A 19,834-nucleotide genomic window follows, 5' to 3' on the forward strand; every position below is an offset into this window, starting at 1 on the left:
TTCACCCTTGGGCCCATTGACACCCCTCTTGGGCTTCATGAGAATCAGTGACTTCCATTGGGAAAAACCTTTGCCAAGAAAAGGCAAAGTGGGGGGAATGATCGTGAGACCAGTGATCCGCCCTCGGCGACGAGGAATCCCGAAGCTTTCCGTGCTCCTACTGCTGATCGCCGCCCTGCTGAGCGGCACTTTCCTGGCCGCCGGCGCCCAGGCCGCACCAAAAGGTCATGGACATGGCCATGAAAACATCGGCGGTAAATCCGGACTGAATCGCGTCGACCTCAAGGGCTGGGCCAAGGCCCAGCTCAAGGCCGACGACACCCGCCACGACAAGGCCCGCGCCAAGACGCCGAAGACGTCCACGACCACGCTGTCGACCACCGCGGTCCTCCCGGCCCGCACCGCCACGACCGTGACCCGCCAGGCCGCCCTGCTCCAGGCAGCCGACGCCGAGGCCGCCGCCGCGGCCGACCCGAGCACCCTCGTGCTCTACGACACGGCGGGCCCCTACGGGCAGTTGGGCGAGCTGTACGCCATGGCCGCGGCCAACCTCGCCGGCCACTTCGGCACGGTGACCGCAAAGCCGGTCCAGCAGTACACGGCCGGCCTGGTCGACTCGTACGCGGCCGTGATCTACATCGGCTCGACCTACTACTGCTGCGACGTCCCGGACGCCATCCCGGCCGCCTTCTACCAGGACGCCTCCACCACCACGAAGCCCGTGCTGTGGATGGGCGCCAACATCTGGAACATGGCGAACTCGGTGGGCGTAGCCCAGTTCACCCAGAAGTACGGCTGGGACCCGACGACGTCGTACTACGAGGACGGCGGTTCGATCGGGACCGTGACGCAGGTGACGTACAAGAACCAGGCCCTCACCCGGAAGATCCCGGCGGGCCAGGACGGCGGTGTGCTGCGTCCCAACGTCCTCACCGGCCCCGGCTATCCCGCCGTCACCCGGCTCGCGGAGGGACTCGACACCGCCAACGGGCACACCTTCGGGTGGGCGGTGCGCTCCTCGAACCTCACCTACATCGGTGAGATCCCGTTCGCGTACGTCTCCGAGAGCGACCGGATCATCGTCCTGGAGGATCTCCTCTTCGACGCCCTCGCGCCGGCCACCACCGAACGGCACCGCGCGCTGCTGCGGCTGGAGGACATCAGCCCCGACTCGGACCCGGCCGAGCTGCGCGCGACGGCCGACTACCTCAAGTCGCAGAACATCCCGTACGGCATCAACGTGATCCCGGTCTACACGGACCCCAACGGCACCTATAACAACGGTGTCCCGCAGACGCTCACGCTCGCCCAGCGGCCGCAGGTGGTCAGCGCCCTGAAGTACATGCTCGCCAGGGGCGCGGTCCTGATGGACCACGGCTACACCCACCAGTACGGCAATGTCGCCAACCCCTACAACGGTGTCACCGGCGACGACTTCGAGTTCTACCGGGCGCACGTCGACGCCTCGGACAACGTGGTCTACGACGGGCCCGTCGCCGGTGACTCCACGGCCTGGGCACAGGGCCGGGTGACCAGCGCGCTGGCCGCGTTCGCCGCCGTCGGGCTGCCGAAGCCGACGCTGTGGACCACCCCGCACTACGCGGGTTCGGCCACCGACTACAAGGCCGTCAGTGCCAACTTCGCGGCCCGCCTGGAGCGTTCGCTGTACTTCTCCGGCACCCTCGGCGGCAGCTCCGCCGGACCCAACGTGTTCATCGGCCAGTTCTTCCCGTACGTCGTCAAGGACGTCTACGGCACCAAGGTGCTGCCCGAGAACATCGGCAACTACGAACCCGACGCCTACAACAACCACCCGCCGAGGCTGCCGGCCGACCTGATCGCCTCGGCCAAGGCCAACCTGGCCGTCCGCGACGGCTTCGCCAGCTTCTTCTACCACCCGTACTACCCGACCCAGCCGCTCAAGGACACGGTCGACGGCATCAAGGCCCTGGGCTACACGTTCGTCAGCCCGACGAGCCTGTGAGGGCCACCACCGTGAAGAGGAGGGCCGTCGCCGCAGCCGCGGTGGCGGCCCTGCTCGCCGCCGCGGGCTGCACCACCACCGGCGCCTCGGACCACAAGAAACCGTCGGCCACCCTGCGCGGCATCACCCTGCCCTCCTGGTACCGCACCGACTACGACAGCCCCGCCGCCCCCCGCTATCTGCGGGACATCAAGGCCACCGGGGCCCGCTGGGTCACCTTCACGCCCACCTGGTACCAGCGGCATCGCACCGACACGGAGATGCACCCCACCGAGGAGACCGCGAGCGACGCGAGCCTGCGCCGGATCGTGCGCCGCGCCCACCGGGCCGGCCTCCAGGTGATGATCAAGCCGCACGTGGACCTGCCCGGCGACGGCGACCGCGCCGAGATCCGCCCCCGTGACCGGGCCGCCTGGTTCACCTCGTACCGCCGTTTCATCACCCACTACGCCGGCCTCGCGGCGGACACGGACGTCGAGCAGTTCGCGGTCGGCACCGAACTCGCCGGGGTCTCCGGCGAGCGTGCCGCGTGGACCCGCACCATCGCGGCGGTCCGGGAGCGCTACGACGGCACCCTGACCTACGCCGCCAACTACGACGAGTACCCGAAGGTCCGCTTCTGGAAGGAGCTCGACGTCATCGGCATCGACGCCTACTGGCCGCTGTCCGAGAAGCCCACGACGGACGTCGGTCAACTGCGCCGCGCCTGGCGGCCGATCGCCGAGGAACTCGCCGCGTTCGCCGAACGGCACGACCGGCGCGTCCTGTTCACCGAGGCCGGGTACGTCAGCCAGCGTGGTGCGACCACCGCGCCGTACGCCTGGGACCTCAGCGAACGCACCGGGGACGCCGAACAGGCCGCTGCCTACCGGGCGTTGCTGGAGACCTTCACCGGCCGCCGCTGGTGGGCCGGGGTCTGCTGGTGGATGTGGGACGACTGGCCGGACAGCGGCGAGACGCCCGCGAAGCTGGCGTACACGCCGCACGGGAAGCCGGCGGAGGGGGTGCTGAAGGACGCGTGGGGCACCTAGGGGACTTCGTATGTCTCCCCGTACACCGCCCACGTCAACGGTGTCTCCAGCCCCAGCTTGCCCTCCCGTAGGAAGCGGCGCTGGGCCGTGTCGACGCGGGAGGTGTCGATGTCGGCCCTGCGGGTCCGCATCGCGGCCTCGCGGACGTCGAGGAAGGCGTCCAGGTAGGCCTTCTCGGAGCCGCCCTCGGAGGGCAGTTCGGCCTTCTTCATGGCGCTCTCGCGCAGGCCGTAGAAGCTGGTGGCGTTGGTGCCGGGGCCGTGGAAGACCATGGCGTCGTAGTAGACGAACTGGCCCAGGGCGCCGAGCCCGTCGAGCTTGGCGAGGCGGACCGCGGGGTCGAAGTAGACGCGGTCGCGTTCCGCGTCCTGGGCCTCGCGGAACGCCTCGACCTTCGCCTCCGCCTTCCACGCCGCGGTGAAACCGGGGTCCAGGCCCTCGTGCGAGTCCGAGCCGTCCACCTCGCGCAGGGCGGGGAGGTAGCGGGCGAGGCCGTTGTCCGGATGGTCCTTCGTGTAGCGCTCGACGAGGGTGAGCAGGTCGTGGGTGCCGGTGCAGAAGCCGATGATGCCGGCCGTGTAGCCCTGGCCGTCGCCGATGTCCTCGATGTAGGCGTAGGCGGTGCGCCAGTCGAGGGTGGAGTTCTCGGCGCTGGCCACGATCTGCTGGGCCAGCTCCTTCTTGGCGGGGGCGGCGAGACCGGCGGGGAGCGAGGCGAGGGCCTTGTCGTCCTCCGAACGTTTCTGCGCGGAGGCGGTCCGCGTGGCGTCCGGCGCCTCGGACGAGTCCGAGGGGGAGAGGAAGAACACTCCCGCCGCGATGGCCACGGGAACGGCCGCGAGCAGCAGGACACCCACACGTCTCACTGGGTCAACTCCGAGATCTTCACGAGCGTCAGGACCACGAGCAGCGCGAGGAGCGCCACGCAGGCGACCGCTTGGATCAGGGCGCGCCGCGGTCCCCGGGGAGCGTACGCGTAGGCGAGCGTGACCGCGCCGCCGGTGAGCAGTCCGCCGAGGTGGCCCTGCCAGGAGGTGACGAAGGCCGAGCCGACCAGCCAGACCAGCATGTAGGCCATGAAGCGGTTCACCCCGCGCATGTCCGCGCCGACCCGGCGGGCCAGCACGTAGTAGGCCGCCGCCAGCCCGAAGATCGCCCCCGAGGCGCCGAGCGATTCCGTGCCGGGGTCGGCGAGCAGCGCCTCGCCGACGGAACCGCCGACCGTCGCGAGGAGATAGAGCGCGAGGTAGCGAGCCCGGCCCAGCGCCGGTTCCACGGCCCGGCCGAGCTGCCACAGCGAGACCATGTTCATCACGATGTGCAGCAGCCCGAAGGTGCCCTCGGTGGGCTCCAGGTGCAGGAAGCCGCTGGTCAGCAGCCGTTCCCACTGGCCCGCCACCAGACCCTCGGCGTGGAAGTCGGACGGGTAGGAGGACTGGTGGACGTAGTGGCCGCCGTCCGGGCCGACCAGGCCCGCGGTGAGCATCGCGAAACGGTCGACGATCGCCGGGCGGACCACCTCGCCGACGTACGCGAGCACGTTCAGCCCGATCAGTACGTACGTCACCAGCGGCACCTTCGACACCCGCCCGCCGACGACCGTGCGGGCCTGCCGCACCGACTTCGCGCCCTCCTTCACACACTCCACGCACTGATGGCCGACCGACGCCTCGCGCATGCAGTCCGGGCAGATGTACCGGTCGCAGCGGGTGCAGCGGACGTGGGACTCCACCTTGGGGTGGCGAAAGCAGGTGGTCACGGCGGACTCGGTGGCCTCGGGTTCCACGGCCGGCTCCTCGGAGATGGGACGATCTGTGAGCCGGTGGGGACGGCGGCGAACAAAATAGCGAATGCCTGGGACGAGAGAGACGGTGGGGGAACGAATGGCGGCGATCAGCCTCAGCAAGGTCGAGGAGACGGCACCCGCGCTGGTGAACCTGTACAAGAGCGCGGGGGTCTCGCTGCGCAAGCACGGCCTGGACGGACTACGGGCCGCCGTCTATCTCGTGGTCGACTACTCCGGGTCCATGAAGCCGTACTACGCCGACGGCAGTGTCCAGGCGCTCGCCGACCGGGTGCTCGGGCTCTCCGCGCACCTCGACGACGACGGCACCGTCCCGGTCGTCTTCTTCTCCACCGACGTCGACGCCGAGACGGAGATCGCCCTCGCCGACCACGAGGGGCGGATCGAACGGATCGTGGCGGGGCTCGGGCACATGGGCAAGACCAGCTACCACCTGGCGATGGACGCGGTCATCGACCACTACCTCGACAGCGGCTCCCAGGAACCCGCCCTCGTCGTCTTCCAGACCGACGGCGGCCCCATCAACAAGCTCGCCGCGGAACGCTATCTGTGCAAGGCGGCCCGGCTGCCGCTGTTCTGGCAGTTCATCGGCTTCGGGGACGCGAAGAGCAAACAGTTCGACTACCTGCGCAAACTCGACGAGCTGGCCGTCCCCGACAAGCGCGCCGTCGACAACGCCGGGTTCTTCCACGCCGGTTCGGAGCCGCGCAAGGTGTCCGACAGCGAGTTGTACGACCGACTCGTCGGCGAGTTCCCGAAGTGGCTGGTCGCCGCGCGGGCGCAGGGGATCATCCCGCCGCGCGCCTGAACGCCGCCGACGACCCGTTGGCTTAGCCGTACGACCGTGCCACCCTGAAGTTGATCCGACGGGAGGCGGCGACGTATGGACGGCGCGCGATCGGTCAACGGACGGGCGAGCAGGCGTACTTCGGGTCCGCCCGGTGGCGGTGAGAAACTCGCCGACTGGGCGGACGGGCGGCTCGGCCTGTACGGGCTGGCCAAGGCCAACATGCGCAAGGTCTTTCCGGACCACCCGTCCTTCATGCTCGGTGAGATCTGTCTCTACAGCTTCATCGTGATCATCCTCACCGGCATCTATCTCACCCTGTTCTTCGAACCGAGCGGCGTCGAGGTCGTCTACAACGGCTCCTACGAACCCCTCAACGGCATCGTGATGACCAGGGCGTTCGAGTCCACGCTCGACATCAGCTTCGATGTGCGCGGCGGGCTGCTGATCCGGCAGATCCACCACTGGGCGGCCCTGGTCTTCGTCACCGGCATGCTCGTGCACATGATGCGGGTATTCTTCACCGGCGCCTTCCGCAAGCCGCGCGAGGTCAACTGGGTGTTCGGCTGGACCCTGTTGATGCTCGGCATCCTCACCGGCCTGACCGGCTACTCGCTCCCCGACGACCTGCTGTCCGGCACCGGCATCCGCTTCGCGCAGGGCGCCATCCTGTCCGTGCCGATCATCGGCACGTATCTGTCGTTCTTCCTGTTCGGCGGGGAGTTCCCGGGGCACGACATCATCCCGCGACTGTTCCCCATCCATGTCCTGCTGCTGCCCGGGATCATGCTGGGCCTGGTCACCGCGCATCTGATCCTGGTCTTCTACCACAAGCACACACAGTTCCCGGGGCCCGGCCGGAACGAGAAGTCGGTCGTCGGGATGCCGTTCCTGCCCGTCTACACCGCCAAGGCCGGCGGTTTCTTCTTCCTGGTCTTCGGCATGTTGGCGCTCATGGGCGGCATCGCCCAGATCAACCCGGTGTGGGCCTTCGGGCCGTACCGCCCCGACCTCGTCACCACGGGCGCCCAGCCCGACTGGTACCTCGGCTTCTCCGAGGGGCTGATCCGGGTGATGCCGGGATGGGAGATCAACGCCTGGGGCCACACGCTCCAGTTGGGCGTCTTCATCCCCTTCTCGCTCTTCCCGCTGATCCTGGCCGCCATCGGCGCCTATCCGTTCATCGAGGCGTGGATCACCGGCGACAAACGTGAACATCACATCCTGGACCGGCCGCGCAACGTCCCCGTGCGCACCGGCCTCGGCGTGGCCTGGCTGAGCCTGTACGTGGTCCTGCTGATCGGCGGCGGCAACGACGTGGTGGCCACCCATCTGCATCTGTCCATCAACGCGATCACCTGGTTCGTGCGGATCTCCGTCTTCGTGGTGCCGGTGCTCGCCTTCGTCGTCACCAAGCGGGTCTGTCTCGGGCTCCAGCGCCGCGACCGGGACAAGGTGCTGCACGGCAGGGAGTCGGGCGTCATCCGGCGGCTGCCGCACGGGGAGTACGTCGAGGTCCACGAGCCCCTCGCACAGGCACAGCTGCACACCCTCACCCAGCACGAGCAGAACGGGCACTACGAGATCGGCCCGCTCGTCGACGCCAACGGCGTCCGGCGCCCGGTCACCGCCTCCATGCGGATGCGGGCGCGGCTGGCGCGGGCGATGTTCGGGCCGGAGACGCGGATACCGAAGCCGACGGTGGAGGAGTACCGGGAGCTCACCAGCGGCGATCACCACTGAGGACGGTGTCTCTGCACTGCTCCGGGCTGCCCCAGGCCGTGCGCAGGGCGCGGGCCTTGGTCAGCCACAGGGACAGGTCGTACTCCGCCGTGTAACCGATCGCGCCGTGCAGCTGGAGCGCGGTGCGGGCGGTGGCGTACGCCGCCTCGCACGCCGTGACCTTGGCGGCGGCGACGTCGGCGGGGTCCAGGGTCAGCGCGGCTGCGTACACGAGGGGGCCGGCGAACTCCAAGGCGATCTTCGCGTCGGCCAGTTGATGCTTCACGGCTTGGAAAACGCCTATGGGGGCGCCGAATTGAGTCCGCTGCTTGACGTAGCAGACGGTCCGGTCGAGGAGGGCGAGTCCGACGCCGAGGGCCTGGGCGGCGGTGGTGAGACGGGCGAGCAGGAGGGCCTGCTCGATGGGCGGGGTGGCGGTGAGGAGTTCATCGGGGGCCAGGGCCGTGAGCCGGCGGGCCGGGTCGAGGGACGGGCGTACGGGGCCGTGGCCGGTGGCCCGGTGCAGGCCGTCGGGGGTGAGGACGAGACGGAGGTCGGCCGCGTCGCCGTCCAGGGCGTACGGGCTGTCGTACGCCACCGTCGCCATGTCCTCGCCCGACACGAGCCGCTTGACGAGGTCCGGCGTGGGGAGGAGCACGGCGGCCGTGACCGTCTCGACGAGCGGGCCGGGCACGGCATGGCGGCCCAACGCCATGAACGCGACGGCGAGTTCGACGGGGCGGACGCCGACACCGTCGTACTCCTCCGGGGCGGCCAGCGCGAACACCCCGGCCGCCGCGAGGCGCACCCACAGAGCGCGTCCGCTGCCGTGCTCGCCGCGACTCCACTCCCGTACGACGGAAGGGGTGTCCGCGCCGGTCAGCAGGGCCTCCAACGAGTCGGCGAACGCCCGCTGTTCGCGGTCGAGCACGAGCCGCATCAGCGTCGCCCCTTCGGCAGGCCCAGCAGGCGTTCGGCGATGATGTCGCGCTGGATCTCGTTCGTGCCCGCGTAGAGGGGGCCGGCGAGGGCGAAGACGTACCGCTCGGACCAGTCGGTGTCCGCCGACTCGCCCTCCGCGCCCAGCAGATCGAGGGCCGTTTCGGTGAGCGCGATGTCGTACTCGGACCAGAAGACCTTGTTCAGGCTGGACTCCGGGCCGAGGGACTCGCCGTCGAGGAAGCGGGAGGCGGCGGTCCAGGTGAAGAGCTGATAGGCGCGGGCGCCGATCAGGGCGTCGGCGACCCGGGCCTTGGTCCCGCCCGGGCTGCCCTGCTCGCGCCACAGGGCGTGCAGACGGTTCGCCGCCGCCAGATAGCGGCCGGGGGAGCGGAGCGTGAGCCCGCGTTCGTTGCCCGTCGCCGCCATCGCGATCCGCCAGCCCTGACCCGGCTCCCCGATCACGTCCGCGTCCGGCACGAACACCTCGTCCAGGAACAGCTCGGCGAAGGCCGGCTTGCCGTCGAGGCGGGCGATCGGACGGACCGTGACGCCTGGTGCGCGCAGGTCGAACATGAGGTACGTCAGGCCCTGATGGGGCTTCGGGGCGTCCGGGTCGCTGCGGAACAGGCCGAAGGCACGGTCGGCGAACGCGGCCCGGGACGACCAGGTCTTCTGGCCGCTCAGCAGCCAGCCCCCGTCCGTACGCACCGCCTTGGAGCGCAGCGACGCCAGATCCGAACCCGCCTCCGGCTCGGACCACGCCTGCGCCCAGACCACCTCGCCCCGGGCCATCGGCGGCAGCACCCGCGTCCGTTGCTCCTGCGTGCCATGGTCGAAGAGGGTCGGTGCGAGGAGGCTGATGCCGTTCTGGTTGACGCGCCCGGGGGCGCCGGCGGCGTAGTACTCCTCCTCGAAGAGCAGCCAGCGGACCAGCCCCGCGTCCCGGCCGCCGTACTCCGTCGGCCAGTCGACCGCCGACCAGCGCTCCGTGGCCAGTTCGGCCTCCCAGGCGCGATGGGCCGCGAAGCCCTCCGCCGTCTCCAGGGAGGGGAGGGGAGCCGCCGGGACGTGCGCCAGGAGCCATGCCCTGGCCTCCTCCCGGAACGCCACCTCCTCCGGTGTGAAGGCGAGATCCATCGGCGAACCGTCCTTCCCTAACAAGTGTTTGGTAGGTTAGCGTGACGCCATGACAGGCGTCGAGAGTCCGGTGTACGAGCCGGGGCACGGGCTGCTGACAGGCCGCACCGCCGTCATCACCGCCGCCGCGGGCGCGGGCATCGGCGGGGCGACCGCGCGGCGCTTCCTGGAGGAGGGCGCGCGCGTGATCGTCAGCGACGCGCATGTGCGGCGGCTCAAGGAGTACGAGGCCCAGCTGGCCGGTGAGTTCGGGGAAGCGGCGGTGCGGGCTGTTGCCTGTGATGTCACCGATGAGACACAGGTGCACGCGCTCTTCGAGGCCGCCGTACAGACTCATGGGCGATTGGACGTCGTCGTCAACAACGCCGGGCTCGGCGGGACTTCACCTCTGGTCGACATGGCGGACGAGCAGTGGTCCCGGGTCCTCGACGTCACCCTCAACGGCACCTTCCGGTGCACCCGGGCCGCCCTGCGGCTGATGCGGGAGAGCGGGGGCGGCGTCATCGTCAACAACTCCTCCGTCGTGGGCTGGCGGGCCCAGGCCGGGCAGGCGCACTACGCGGCGGCGAAGGCGGGGGTCATGGCGTTGACGCGGTGCGCGGCGATCGAGGCGGCCGAGTTCGGGGTGCGGGTCAACGCGGTGGCGCCGAGTCTCGCCATGCATCCGCACCTCGTGAAGGTGACCTCCGCGGAGCTGCTGGCCGAGCTGACCGCGCGGGAGGCGTTCGGGCGGTACGCGGAGCCCTGGGAGGTGGCCAACGTGATCGTGTTCCTGGCGTCGGGCTACTCGTCGTACCTGACGGGCGAGGTCGTCGCGGTCAGCTCCCAGCACCCGTAGGACGACAATGGACCCGTGCCGACCAAGAAGAAGCCCCAGGTGACCGCCGCGCCCGCCCGGCGCCGCGAACTCCTCGACACCGCCGCCGAGGTTTTCGCCGAGCAGGGCTACAACGCCACCACCGTCCGCAAGATCGCGGACCACGCGGGCATGCTCGCGGGCAGCCTCTACTACCACTTCGACTCCAAGGAATCGATGCTGGAGGAGATCCTGCGGACCTTCCTCGACGAGCTCTGGGCCGGTTACGACACCGTCCTGGAGGCCGAGCTGGACCCGCGCGAGACCCTTGAGGCCCTCGTCACCGAGTCGTTCCGGGAGATCGACCGGCACCGCGCCGCCGTCGCGATCTACCAGAAGGAGAGCAAGCAGCTCGTCACGCAGGAGCGGTTCGGCTTCCTCGCCGAGTCGCAGCGCAGGTTCGAGAAGGCGTGGCTGTCCACGCTGGAGCGCGGGGTCGCCGCCCGGGTCTTCCGGGCCGACCTCGACATGCGGCTCGCCTACCGCTTCGTGCGCGACACCGTCTGGGTCGCCGCGTCCTGGTACCGGCCCGGCGGACAGCACAGCCCGGAGGAGATCGCCCGGCAGTACCTGTCGATGGTGCTGGACGGGATCGCCGTACGCGAATAACCCCTATCTGGCAGGGAGTTGTCATGGCCGAGGCCTACATCGTCGAAGCGGTGCGGACGCCCGTCGGGCGGCGCGGGGGAGGACTCAGCGCGGTCCACCCGGCCGACCTGGGCGCGCATGTGCTCAAGGAGCTCGTCGCGCGGGCGGGGGTGGACCCGGGGGCCGTCGAGGACGTGGTCTTCGGCTGCCTCGACGCGGTGGGGCCACAGGCCGGGGACATCGCGCGGACCGCATGGCTCGCCGCCGGGCTGCCCGAGGAGGTGCCGGGCGTGACCGTGGACCGCCAGTGCGGCTCCTCCCAGCAGGCCGTGCACTTCGCGGCGCAGGGCGTGCTGTCCGGGACGCAGGACCTGGTCGTCGCCGGCGGGGTGCAGAACATGTCGATGATCCCGATCGCCTTCGCCACCCGCCAGGCCGCCGAGCCGCTCGGCCTCACTCAGGGACCCTTCGCGGGCAGCGCGGGCTGGCAGGCGCGGTACGCGGGCAAGCCGGTGAACCAGTTCGTCGGCGCCGAGATGATCGCCGCGAAGTGGGGGATCAGCCGGCAGGACCAGGAGGAGTTCGCCCTGCGCTCCCATCAGCGGGCGGTACGGGCCATCGACGAGGGACGCTTCGCACGGGAGACCGTGGCGTACGGGGACGTGGGCGTCGACGAGGGGCCGCGCCGGGACACCTCACTGGAGAAGATGGCCAATCTGAAGCCGGTCGTCGACGGCGGCACCGTCACGGCCGCCTGCTCCTCCCAGGTCTCCGACGGCGCCGCCGCGATGCTGCTGGCCTCCGAGCGGGCGGTACGGGAACACGGGCTCACGCCCCGCGCGCGCGTGCACCACCTCTCCGTGCGCGGCGAGGACCCCATCCGCATGCTCACCGCGCCCATCCCGGCCACCGCCCACGCCCTGAAGAAGACCGGGCTCTCCCTCGACGCCATCGACCTCGTCGAGATCAACGAGGCCTTCGCACCGGTGGTGCTGGCCTGGCTGAAGGAGACGGGGGCGGACCCCGAGAAGGTCAACGTCAACGGCGGGGCGATCGCGCTGGGGCATCCGCTGGGGGCCACGGGCGTGAAGCTGATGACGACCCTGCTGCATGAACTGGAGCGCACAGGTGGGCGGTTCGGGCTCCAGACGATGTGCGAGGGCGGGGGACAGGCCAACGTGACGATCATTGAGCGGCTTTGAGAGCCTGAAGGGTCTCGTCGGCCTCCTTCATGATCCGCTCCACCAGCTCCGCGCACGACGGCAGGTCGTCGATCACCCCGGCGACCTGCCCGGACGCCATCACCCCGAGATCCGTACGGCCGTCCACCATCGCCGACCTGAGCAGCATCGGCGTGTTGGCGGCGAGCAGGACCTGACTCCAGGTGAGGTCCTTGCCGTGCTTCATGGCGAGGCCGTCGTGGATCATCCTGCGCCAGCTGAGTCCGGACACCCGGCGGAACCCGGTCGCGTGCCTGACGGCTCTCAACAGGGCTCTCCCGCGGCCGGAGTTCTCCAGTGCCGTCACCAGGTCGGTGCGCAGCATCCGGTGCGGCAGACCGTCGACCGCCCGCGTCACCGTCACGTCCCGCACGGTCGCCGCGAGATAGCGCGCCTTCACCGCGTCCGGCACCGTCGAGTCCGACGTCAGCAGGAACCGCGTGCCCATCGCCACGCCCGCCGCCCCGTACGACAGGGCCGCGACCAGACCGCGCCCGTCGAAGAAGCCGCCCGCCGCGACGACCGGGATGTCCACCGCGTCGACCACCTGCGGCAGCAGCACGGTCGTCGCCACCTCGCCGGTGTGCCCGCCGCCCTCCCCGCCCTGCACGATCACCGCGTCCGCGCCCCATGCCGCGACCTTCTCGGCATGGCGGCGGGCCCCGACAGAGGGGATGACCACGACGTCCGCCGCCTTGAGCCGGGCGATCAGCTCGGGGGAGGGCGCCAGCGCGAACGAGGCCACCCGTACGCCCTCGTCGAGCATGATCGACACACGCTCCCCGGCGTCCGCCGCGTCCGCCCGCAGATTCACGCCGAAGGGGGCGTCCGTACGGGATCTGACCTCGCGGATCGCCGTGCGCAGCTGGTCCGGGGTCATCGTCGCCGAGGCCAGGATGCCGAGCGCGCCCGCGTTCGCCGTGGCCGACACCAGACGGGGGCCCGCCACCCAGCCCATGCCGGTCTGCACGACGGGGTGCCGGACCCCGACGAGCCGGGTGAGTGCCGTGTCCATCAGGCGGCGACCTCCCAGGTACGGTGGCCGGCCGGGTCGAGCACCTCACGGATCAGCCGCAGTTCCTCGGCGGTCGGTTCGCGGGTGTACGGCACCTCGTCCCCGACCGTCAGCGCGAAACCGGTCGCCTCCCGGACCTCGGCGACATCCACCCCGGGATGCAGCGACGCCAGCCGCATCGAATGGTCCGGCGTCGCGAAGTCGAGGACGCCGAGGTCGGTGACGACGCGGGGGATGCGGTGGAAGCGTGCCCCGGCGGCGTGGTCGTACCCCACCCCGCACACCATGTCGACCTTCTCCACGAAGACCCGCCGGGAGTGCCGGGGCACCCAGTAACTGGTGGGATTGTTCAGGGTGTTGACCGGCGCGCCGCGCACCCCGAGGAGCTGCCGCTTCGGGCGCTCCCAGGCGCCGATGCAGGAGATGTTCTGGTTCCCGTACCGGTCGATCTGGCTCGCGCCCATCATCACGTGCCGCCGCCCGCCGGTGACCAGGGCCAGATGCTGCCGGTACGGCAGCCAGCCCTCGACGGTGCCGTCCGGGCGGACCAGCATCGCCTCGCCGTCGGTCAGCAGCAGGTCGGGTGCGAAGGTGAGGCGGGCCAGCCGGGCGCCCAGGGAGGGGATCAGGCCCATGGGGCTCGCGAGGATCTCGCCCGCGTCGCGCCAGGCCTCGGCGCAGGCGATCACGCAGTACTCGGCGCGGGTCGCGGTCATGTCGTCCTCCCGTCGAGGTGGCGTTCGGCGAACTCCGGCCACGGGGTGCTCGCGTACTCCCGCTGGGCGTCCTCGTCACGGCCGTAGTCGGGGGCGCAGGAGGTGAAGTGGGCTCCGCCCGGCGCCTCGACGACTCCGGTCACCGTGTGCCGTTTGAGGAGCAGCGACTGGGGCGGCCCCTCCTTCGTCAACTCGGCGGTGTCCACGACCCGTTCGCACGACACGTACGCCGCCTCCGACGCCTCGCAGAAGAGGTCGTCGAAGTACGGGTCGGGGCCCAGGCACTGTCCGTTGCCCAGCCGGTCGGCGCGGTTGACGTGGACCAGGGCCGCGTCCAGGCGCAGGGCGGGCATGGCGACGAAGGTCTCGCCGTCGTCGTACGGCGAAGTCACCGTCCGCAGACCGGGGTTGACCCGCATGACGTCCGAGCCGAGGCCGGCCCGCACCGGCAGGAACGGCAGCCGGTGGGCGGCCGCGTGCAGACCCCACATGAACATCGCCTCGTCGATCTCCGTCAGCTCGAAGGCGCCGCTCTCACGGGCCGTGCGGTAGTGGGGTTCGAGGGGGATGGAGTCGAGGGTGACGAACGGGGCGACGAGCTTGCGCAGGCGTCCGGCGGCGGCGAGCATGCCGACGTCGGGTCCTCCGTAGGAGACGACGGTGAGATCGGTGATCTCCGTGCGGAGCAGTGCGCTCACCAGTGCCATCGGCTTGCGGCGCGAGCCCCAGCCGCCGATGCCGAGGGTCATGCCGCTCTCCAGCCGGGAGACGGCCTCGTCGGCCGTCATCGTCTTGTCGGTCACCTAGGAATCACCCTTCCCGAACCTGCTCCGCACCCGGTCGGCGACCCCGCTCACGCTCGCCTCGAAGGTGAACCCCTGCTCGAAGCGGTAGCTGCGGTGCACATCGACCGGGTCGATGCCGTTGATGGCGGCCTTGGCGAGCCGCAGCAGCTCCCCGTCCTTGGCGGCGATCTCGCGCGCCAACTCCAGCGCGGCGTCCAGCAGTTCCTCGCGCGGCACGACCGCCCACACCGACCCGTGCGTGTGCAGCTCGGCCGCGGTGACGGTGCGGGAGGTGAAGTACAGGGCGCGCATGAGGTGTTGGGGGACCAGCCGGGCCAGATGAGTGGCGGCGCCCAGGGCCCCCCGGTCCAGCTCGGGCAGCCCGAAGGAGGCGTCCTCGCTCGCCACGATCACGTCCGCGTTGCCCACCAGGCCGACCCCGCCCCCGAGGCAGAACCCCTGCACGGCCGCCACGACCGGCACCGCGCACTCGTACACCGCCGAAAACGCCTCGAAACAGCCGCGGTTGACCCCGACCAGGGCGTCCGGGCCCCGTGCCTGGAGCTCCTTGACATCGACGCCCGCGTTGAACCCCCGCCCCTCGGCGGCCAGCACCACACAGCGCGTGGCCGGATCGCGGCCGGCGGCGCGCACGGCGTCGGCCAGCGCGTACCAGCCGTCCACCGGAAGGGCGTTCACCGGCGGGAAGTCGACCGTGACGACGCGGATCCCTTTTTCTCGCATCCCATTTTCCTGGGACGAGGTGGAGACACCCATGGAAGCATCAGCTACCTTTCCACCAAACGTTTGTTAGGCGGAGGGTAGCGGCGAATGGAGCTGAAGGGGAGGGTCGCCGTCGTCACGGGCGGCACCCGGGGCGTCGGCGCCGGTATCGCGGGCTCCTTCGCGCAGGCGGGCGCCGAGGTCGTGGTCTGCGCCCGACGCCCGCCCGAAGTGCCCCTCAAGGGAGCCGAGTTCATGCCGCTCGACGTCCGTGACCACGACGCCGTACGCGCCTTCTTCGCTGAGCTGCCCCGGGTCGACGTCCTCGTCAACAACGCGGGTGGCGGCCCCTACCGGCTGCTGGCCGACGCGGACGCGGCACGGCACGCGCGCGTGATCGAGCTCAACCTCCTCGCCCCGCTGACGGTCTCCCTCGCCGCCTACGACCACCTCAAGCGCGCCAAGGGCTGCGTCGTCATGGTCGGCAGCGTCAGCGGCAGCCGTCCCTCGCCCGGTTCGGCGGCGTACGGGGCGGCGAAGGCGGGGCTGGAGAACCTGGCCCGCTCGATGGCGGTGGAGTGGGCGCCGGACGTCCGGGTCAACACCCTGGTCGTCGGCATGGTCCGCACCGAACTCGCCCATCTGCACTACGGCGGCGAGGAGGCGGTCACCGCAATCTCGCGCACGGTCCCGCTGGGCCGCCTGGCCGAGCCCTCCGACGTCGGTGCCGCGGCCGTCCTCCTCGCCTCGGACGCCGCCGCCTACATCAGCGGGGCCTCGCTCCTGGTCCACGGGGGCGGGGAGCGGCCGCTGTTCCTGGACGCCGCGACTGCCCACAGGGAGACATGAGATGACCGGGATCTGCGAGGGACGGGTCGTCGTCGTCACCGGCGCGGGGCGGGGGCTGGGCCGTGCCCACGCGCTGGCGTTCGCCGCGGAGGGGGCGCGGGTCGTGGTCAACGACCTGGGTGTGGGGCTGGACGGCACCCCCGGGCCCGACAGCCCGGCGGCCCAGGTCGTGGCGGAGATCCGCGCGGCGGGCGGCGAGGCGGTGGCGCACGGCGGCGACATCGCGACGACCGACGGCGCGCGAAACCTGATCGCGACCGCGGTGGAGACGTACGGCCGCCTCGACACCCTGGTCAACAACGCCGGCTTCCTGCGCGACCGGATGCTGGTGAACCTCGACGAGGACGACTGGGACGCGGTGCTGCGGGTCCACCTCAAGGGTCACTTCCTGCCCCTGAAGCAGGCGGCGGCGCACTGGCGGGGCGAGGCGAAGGCGGGCCGCACGCCGACCGCCCGCATCGTCAACACCAGTAGCGGAGCGGGGCTGTTGGGCTCGCTCGGGCAGGGCAACTACAGTGCCGCGAAGGCCGGGATCGTGGGGCTCACCCTGGTCGCCGCCGCCGAACTCGCCCGCTACGGCGTCCAGGTCAACGCCATCGCGCCCGCGGCCCGGACCCGGATGACGGAACGGACCTTCGCCGAGACGATGGCGGCGCCCGACGCGGGGTTCGACGCGATGGCGCCCGGGAACGTCTCGCCGCTCGTCGTCTGGCTGGGCTCGGCGGCGAGCGAGGGCGTGACCGGGCGGGTCTTCGAGACGGAGGGCGGCCGGGTCACGGTCATGGAAGGGTGGCGCCCCGGCCCGAGCGCCGACAAGGGGGAACGCTGGACGCCGGGCGAAATGGACGTCGTGGTACGGAAGCTGCTGTCGCAGACCGCTGATCCCGGACCGGTCTACGGGACGTGACAGGGGTACCCCCGGGAACCCCTACGTGTCGCACTCCAGCACCGTCCGGCACACCCCGCACCGCGCCCGCATCCGCCCCCGCACCGGCACCCGGATCTTCTGGTGGCAGGTCGGACAGGGGAAGGACACCCGCAGCTGCCCGCCCCCGTCCGGACTGAACGCGTACGGCACCCCGGCCGGCGCGACCGTCGCCTGCTTGCGCTCGCGCGCGTACCGTCGCCGCCCCGCCCACCCCGCCGCGGTCAACGGCTGCTGCTGTTCGTCCTCGCGGGCCCGGGCCATCCCCTTCACATACGCGGTGTAGCCCTGCGGGCTGGTGAACCAGACCGACGGATCCTCGCCGAACACCAGCGACCGTTTGGCCAGCACGTACCCGAACTCCTCCGGCGTCAGATACCCGAGCTTCTGCGAGGACGCGGAGTCCTCCCGGTAGGCGTCCAGCAGCAGCCACCCGGCGCCCAGATAGGTCGCCGCCGTGTCCGTGAGGATCTCGTTGTCCCGCGTGCCGGGGAAGGACAGCCCGAGACGGTGCAGATACACATGCATCACCTCGTGCGCCAGCGCCGCCCCGATGTCCCGCCGATGCGTCCGGAACCGGTCATTGAGTTCGACGAAGTACTCGGGCCCGGCGGCGAGTTCCACGTTCGCCGCATGGGTCATCTCACGGAAGCCGACGATCATCCGGGCATCGGGCAGCCGATAGTGCCGCACCATCTCGCGCGCCACCCGCTGCGCGCCCAGATGGAGATCGTCGGTGTCGCAGAACGCCACGTCGGCCGGGGCCACACTGGTCGCGAAGGTCTGCACGGTGTCGTACGACAGCCGTTTCCACAGCGCGGTGATCGCGGCCCGCACCGTCTCCAGATGCGGATACCCGTGCTCGACCGGCCCGTCGTTCGCCACGCCCGTACCCCCAAGACGCCGAGAACCCGACTCCACTCTACGAGGTCATCGCCTCCTGACGTACGGCGCCGACGCCGCCCGCTCCAGCTCAAGCACCCACACGTCGTTGACCCCCTCCCGCAGTACCGGGCCGGGCACGTAGAGCGACCGCTGCGGGCCCACGCACCAGTAGCGGCCCAGGCCGAAGCCGTTGATCCACACGAAGCCCCGGGTCCAGCCCGGCAGCTCCAGCAGCGCGTCCCCGGGGCCACGAACGTCGAGCGTCCCCCGGTAGAGGCCGGGCGCACCGTCCTCGGGAAGGTCTCGCAGCCGTACGTCCCCGATGTCGTCCAGCGCGTCCAGCCGCAGTCCACGCGCGCGTACTCCGTGCAGATACTGCCGCTCGTGCAGCAGCCCGCCGGTGATCCCCTTGGCCTCCCCGGTGCGCGGCCCGTAGTTGACCCGGCCCAGGGACTCCACCCACAGCTCCACGCGCGCGTGCCCGGCGACCGGCTCCTGCAACGTCCCGTCCTGCTCCGTCAGCACCCCGGCCCGCTTCCCGTCGACGTACACCACCGCCAGGTCCCGCAGCCCGCGCGCCAGGAACGGGTACGGCTGCCGCGGCCCCGGCACGGTCACCTCGTAACGCACCAGCCCCCGGTCCACGTCCAGTTCCTCGAAGGTCGGCGGGACGGGGGCGGTGACGACCGGCCCGCCCCGCGTCTCCAGCACCTCCGCCAACGACGCCCACCCCGTGAGCCCCACCTCCGCCCGCCCCGCCAACTGCGGCGGCAGCGGCGGCGGTTCGGGCAGCGGCCCGTCCGCGTACTGCGCCAGCACCGCACGGAAACGCCAGAACTTCTCCGTCGGGTGCCCGAACTCGTCGATCGGGGCGTCGTAGTCGTACGACGTCACATCCGGCTCCAGCACACCGTCGTGCAGATCACCGCCACCCCGGTTCGCGCCCGCCCAGCCCGCGAAACTCGTGCCGCCGTGCGCCATGTACAGGTTCACCGACGCACCGCACTCCAGGATCTCCCGCAGCGCCGCCGCCGCGTCCGCCGGATCCCGTACGACGTGTTCGGCGCCCCAGTGGTCGAACCAGCCGCACCAGAACTCCATGCACATCAGCGGCCCGGAGGGCCGGTGGCCGCGCAGGACCGCGAAGGCCTCGCGGGCCTGGGAGCCGAAATTGACCGTGGCCAGGACCCCGGGAACCGAGCCGCCGGTCAGCATGTGGTCCTCGGGACCGTCCGAGGTGAACAGCGGGACGCTGACGCCCTGGGCGCGCAGCAGCGCCGCCAGCCACCGCAGGTACTCCGCGTCCGAGCCGTAGCTGCCGTACTCGTTCTCCACCTGCACCATGATCACCGGGCCGCCCCGGTCGGCCTGCCGCGTCACGATCTCCGGCAGCAGCCGGCCGAACCAGCGCTCCACCTGCCCCAGATACACCTCGTCGCTCGTCCGCGCCCGCCCCGCCAGCCAGTGCGGCAGCCCGCCGTTCTCCCACTCGGCGCAGATGTACGGCCCCGGCCGCACGATCGCCCACAGCCCCGCCTCCCGGGCCGCGTCCAGGAACCGGCCGAGGGCCGCCACGTCCTCGTACACCCCGGGCCGCGGCTCGTGCAGGTTCCACGGGACGTACGTCTCCACACAGTTCAGCCCCATCGCCCGCAGCATCGCCAGCCGGTGCCCCCACTGCGCCTCGTGCACCCGGAAGTAGTGCAGCGCGCCGGACAGCAGCCGCACCGGCCGGCCGTCCAGCAGAAAGTCGTCGTCGCCGACCGTGAACTCGCTCATGCGCCCCACCCTCACCTCTGGCGCCGATCACGGTCCATGGACAAAGATCGACGGGGCTTGGACCGAAGGGGGGACCGGCACCGAAG

The 19,834-nt window shown here is 71.0% G+C and carries 19 protein-coding genes; 9 read left to right on the top strand and 10 right to left on the bottom strand.

The genetic code is table 11. The features are described 5' to 3' along the window. Nucleotides 1-151 precede the first annotated feature (151 nt). Nucleotides 152-1,984, top strand: coding sequence for a polysaccharide deacetylase family protein (locus OG866_RS32575; protein WP_329340284.1), 1,833 nt, complete (start codon nt 152-154; stop codon nt 1,982-1,984). Nucleotides 1,985-1,995: 11 nt separating this feature from the next. Then, nucleotides 1,996-3,015 carry a glycoside hydrolase family 113 gene (locus OG866_RS32580; protein WP_329340286.1) on the top strand — a complete coding sequence of 340 codons (1,020 nt, stop codon included), beginning with the start codon at nt 1,996-1,998 and terminating at the stop codon, nt 3,013-3,015. Here OG866_RS32580 and OG866_RS32585 read toward each other — a convergent pair. Both OG866_RS32585 and OG866_RS32590 read right to left on the bottom strand, forming a co-directional pair. Continuing rightward, a complete protein-coding gene (locus OG866_RS32585; protein ID WP_329340288.1) occupies nt 3,012-3,881 on the bottom strand; it encodes a chitosanase in 870 nt (289 codons plus the stop codon). The genes OG866_RS32580 and OG866_RS32585 overlap by 4 nt on opposite strands. Beyond that, the gene (locus tag OG866_RS32590; RefSeq protein ID WP_329340290.1) at nt 3,878-4,801 is read right to left on the bottom strand and encodes a rhomboid family intramembrane serine protease; all 924 of its coding nucleotides are present in this window, start codon (nt 4,799-4,801) and stop codon (nt 3,878-3,880) included. Before OG866_RS32590 ends, OG866_RS32585 begins: the two co-directional genes overlap by 4 nt. Before the next feature lie 97 nt (nt 4,802-4,898). Here OG866_RS32590 and OG866_RS32595 point away from each other — a divergent pair, with 97 nt between their 5' ends. Together OG866_RS32595 and qcrB are read left to right on the top strand one after the other, a co-directional pair. Further along, nucleotides 4,899-5,627: a vWA domain-containing protein gene (locus OG866_RS32595; protein WP_329340291.1), complete on the top strand. Its 729-nt coding sequence runs from the start codon at nt 4,899-4,901 to the stop codon at nt 5,625-5,627. Between the two features lie 75 nt (nt 5,628-5,702). After that, nucleotides 5,703-7,349: a cytochrome bc1 complex cytochrome b subunit gene (qcrB, locus tag OG866_RS32600; protein ID WP_329340292.1), complete on the top strand. Its 1,647-nt coding sequence runs from the start codon at nt 5,703-5,705 to the stop codon at nt 7,347-7,349. On the opposite strand, the gene OG866_RS32605 is transcribed toward qcrB, so the two are convergent. Both OG866_RS32605 and OG866_RS32610 read right to left on the bottom strand, forming a co-directional pair. After that, nucleotides 7,327-8,268 carry an acyl-CoA dehydrogenase family protein gene (locus OG866_RS32605; protein ID WP_329340293.1) on the bottom strand — a complete coding sequence of 314 codons (942 nt, stop codon included), beginning with the start codon at nt 8,266-8,268 and terminating at the stop codon, nt 7,327-7,329. The genes qcrB and OG866_RS32605 overlap by 23 nt on opposite strands. Continuing rightward, nucleotides 8,268-9,407, bottom strand: coding sequence for an acyl-CoA dehydrogenase family protein (locus OG866_RS32610; RefSeq protein WP_329340294.1), 1,140 nt, complete (start codon nt 9,405-9,407; stop codon nt 8,268-8,270). Before OG866_RS32610 ends, OG866_RS32605 begins: the two co-directional genes overlap by 1 nt. Before the next feature lie 49 nt (nt 9,408-9,456). Here OG866_RS32610 and OG866_RS32615 point away from each other — a divergent pair, with 49 nt between their 5' ends. The 3 genes from OG866_RS32615 to OG866_RS32625 are packed head-to-tail and all read left to right on the top strand — an operon-like array spanning nt 9,457 to nt 12,053. Further along, complete coding sequence (locus OG866_RS32615; RefSeq protein ID WP_329340295.1) at nt 9,457-10,245, top strand: SDR family oxidoreductase; 789 nt, start codon at nt 9,457-9,459, stop codon at nt 10,243-10,245. Nucleotides 10,246-10,260: 15 nt separating this feature from the next. Further along, on the top strand, nt 10,261-10,872 hold the full coding sequence (locus OG866_RS32620; RefSeq protein WP_329340297.1) for a TetR/AcrR family transcriptional regulator: 612 nt from the start codon (nt 10,261-10,263) through the stop codon (nt 10,870-10,872). Nucleotides 10,873-10,895: 23 nt separating this feature from the next. Next, on the top strand, nt 10,896-12,053 hold the full coding sequence (locus OG866_RS32625; RefSeq protein ID WP_329340299.1) for an acetyl-CoA C-acetyltransferase: 1,158 nt from the start codon (nt 10,896-10,898) through the stop codon (nt 12,051-12,053). Here the strand turns inward: OG866_RS32625 and OG866_RS32630 are convergent. From OG866_RS32630 to OG866_RS32645, 4 genes are read right to left on the bottom strand one after another with little or no spacing between them, the layout of a single operon-like run. Beyond that, nucleotides 12,037-13,086 (bottom strand): NAD(P)H-dependent flavin oxidoreductase, encoded by a 1,050-nt coding sequence (locus tag OG866_RS32630; protein ID WP_329340300.1) that lies wholly within the window; start codon nt 13,084-13,086, stop codon nt 12,037-12,039. The genes OG866_RS32625 and OG866_RS32630 overlap by 17 nt on opposite strands. Next, nucleotides 13,086-13,802 (bottom strand): CoA-transferase subunit beta, encoded by a 717-nt coding sequence (locus OG866_RS32635; RefSeq protein ID WP_329340302.1) that lies wholly within the window; start codon nt 13,800-13,802, stop codon nt 13,086-13,088. The genes OG866_RS32630 and OG866_RS32635 overlap by 1 nt, the downstream gene beginning before the upstream one ends. Then, nucleotides 13,799-14,605: a CoA transferase subunit A gene (locus OG866_RS32640; RefSeq protein ID WP_329340303.1), complete on the bottom strand. Its 807-nt coding sequence runs from the start codon at nt 14,603-14,605 to the stop codon at nt 13,799-13,801. The genes OG866_RS32635 and OG866_RS32640 overlap by 4 nt, the downstream gene beginning before the upstream one ends. Then, nucleotides 14,606-15,364 carry an enoyl-CoA hydratase family protein gene (locus OG866_RS32645; RefSeq protein ID WP_329340306.1) on the bottom strand — a complete coding sequence of 253 codons (759 nt, stop codon included), beginning with the start codon at nt 15,362-15,364 and terminating at the stop codon, nt 14,606-14,608. It lies immediately after the preceding gene. A gap of 54 nt (nt 15,365-15,418) precedes the next feature. Between OG866_RS32645 and OG866_RS32650 the strand changes: the two genes are divergently transcribed. Both OG866_RS32650 and OG866_RS32655 read left to right on the top strand, forming a co-directional pair. Beyond that, nucleotides 15,419-16,159, top strand: coding sequence for an SDR family oxidoreductase (locus OG866_RS32650; protein ID WP_329340307.1), 741 nt, complete (start codon nt 15,419-15,421; stop codon nt 16,157-16,159). Nucleotide 16,160: 1 nt separating this feature from the next. Continuing rightward, nucleotides 16,161-17,066, top strand: a complete 906-nt coding sequence (locus OG866_RS32655) for an SDR family oxidoreductase (protein WP_329340308.1) — start codon at nt 16,161-16,163, stop codon at nt 17,064-17,066. Nucleotides 17,067-17,087: 21 nt separating this feature from the next. Here OG866_RS32655 and OG866_RS32660 read toward each other — a convergent pair whose 3' ends face one another. Together OG866_RS32660 and OG866_RS32665 are read right to left on the bottom strand one after the other, a co-directional pair. Then, on the bottom strand, nt 17,088-17,969 hold the full coding sequence (locus OG866_RS32660) for a hypothetical protein (protein WP_329340309.1): 882 nt from the start codon (nt 17,967-17,969) through the stop codon (nt 17,088-17,090). Nucleotides 17,970-18,014: 45 nt separating this feature from the next. After that, a complete protein-coding gene (locus OG866_RS32665; protein WP_329340311.1) occupies nt 18,015-19,748 on the bottom strand; it encodes a glycoside hydrolase family 35 protein in 1,734 nt (577 codons plus the stop codon). Nucleotides 19,749-19,834 lie beyond the last annotated feature (86 nt).

Origin of the sequence: Streptomyces sp. NBC_00663 (genome assembly GCF_036226885.1) — a bacterium.
GTDB lineage: Bacteria > Actinomycetota > Actinomycetes > Streptomycetales > Streptomycetaceae > Streptomyces.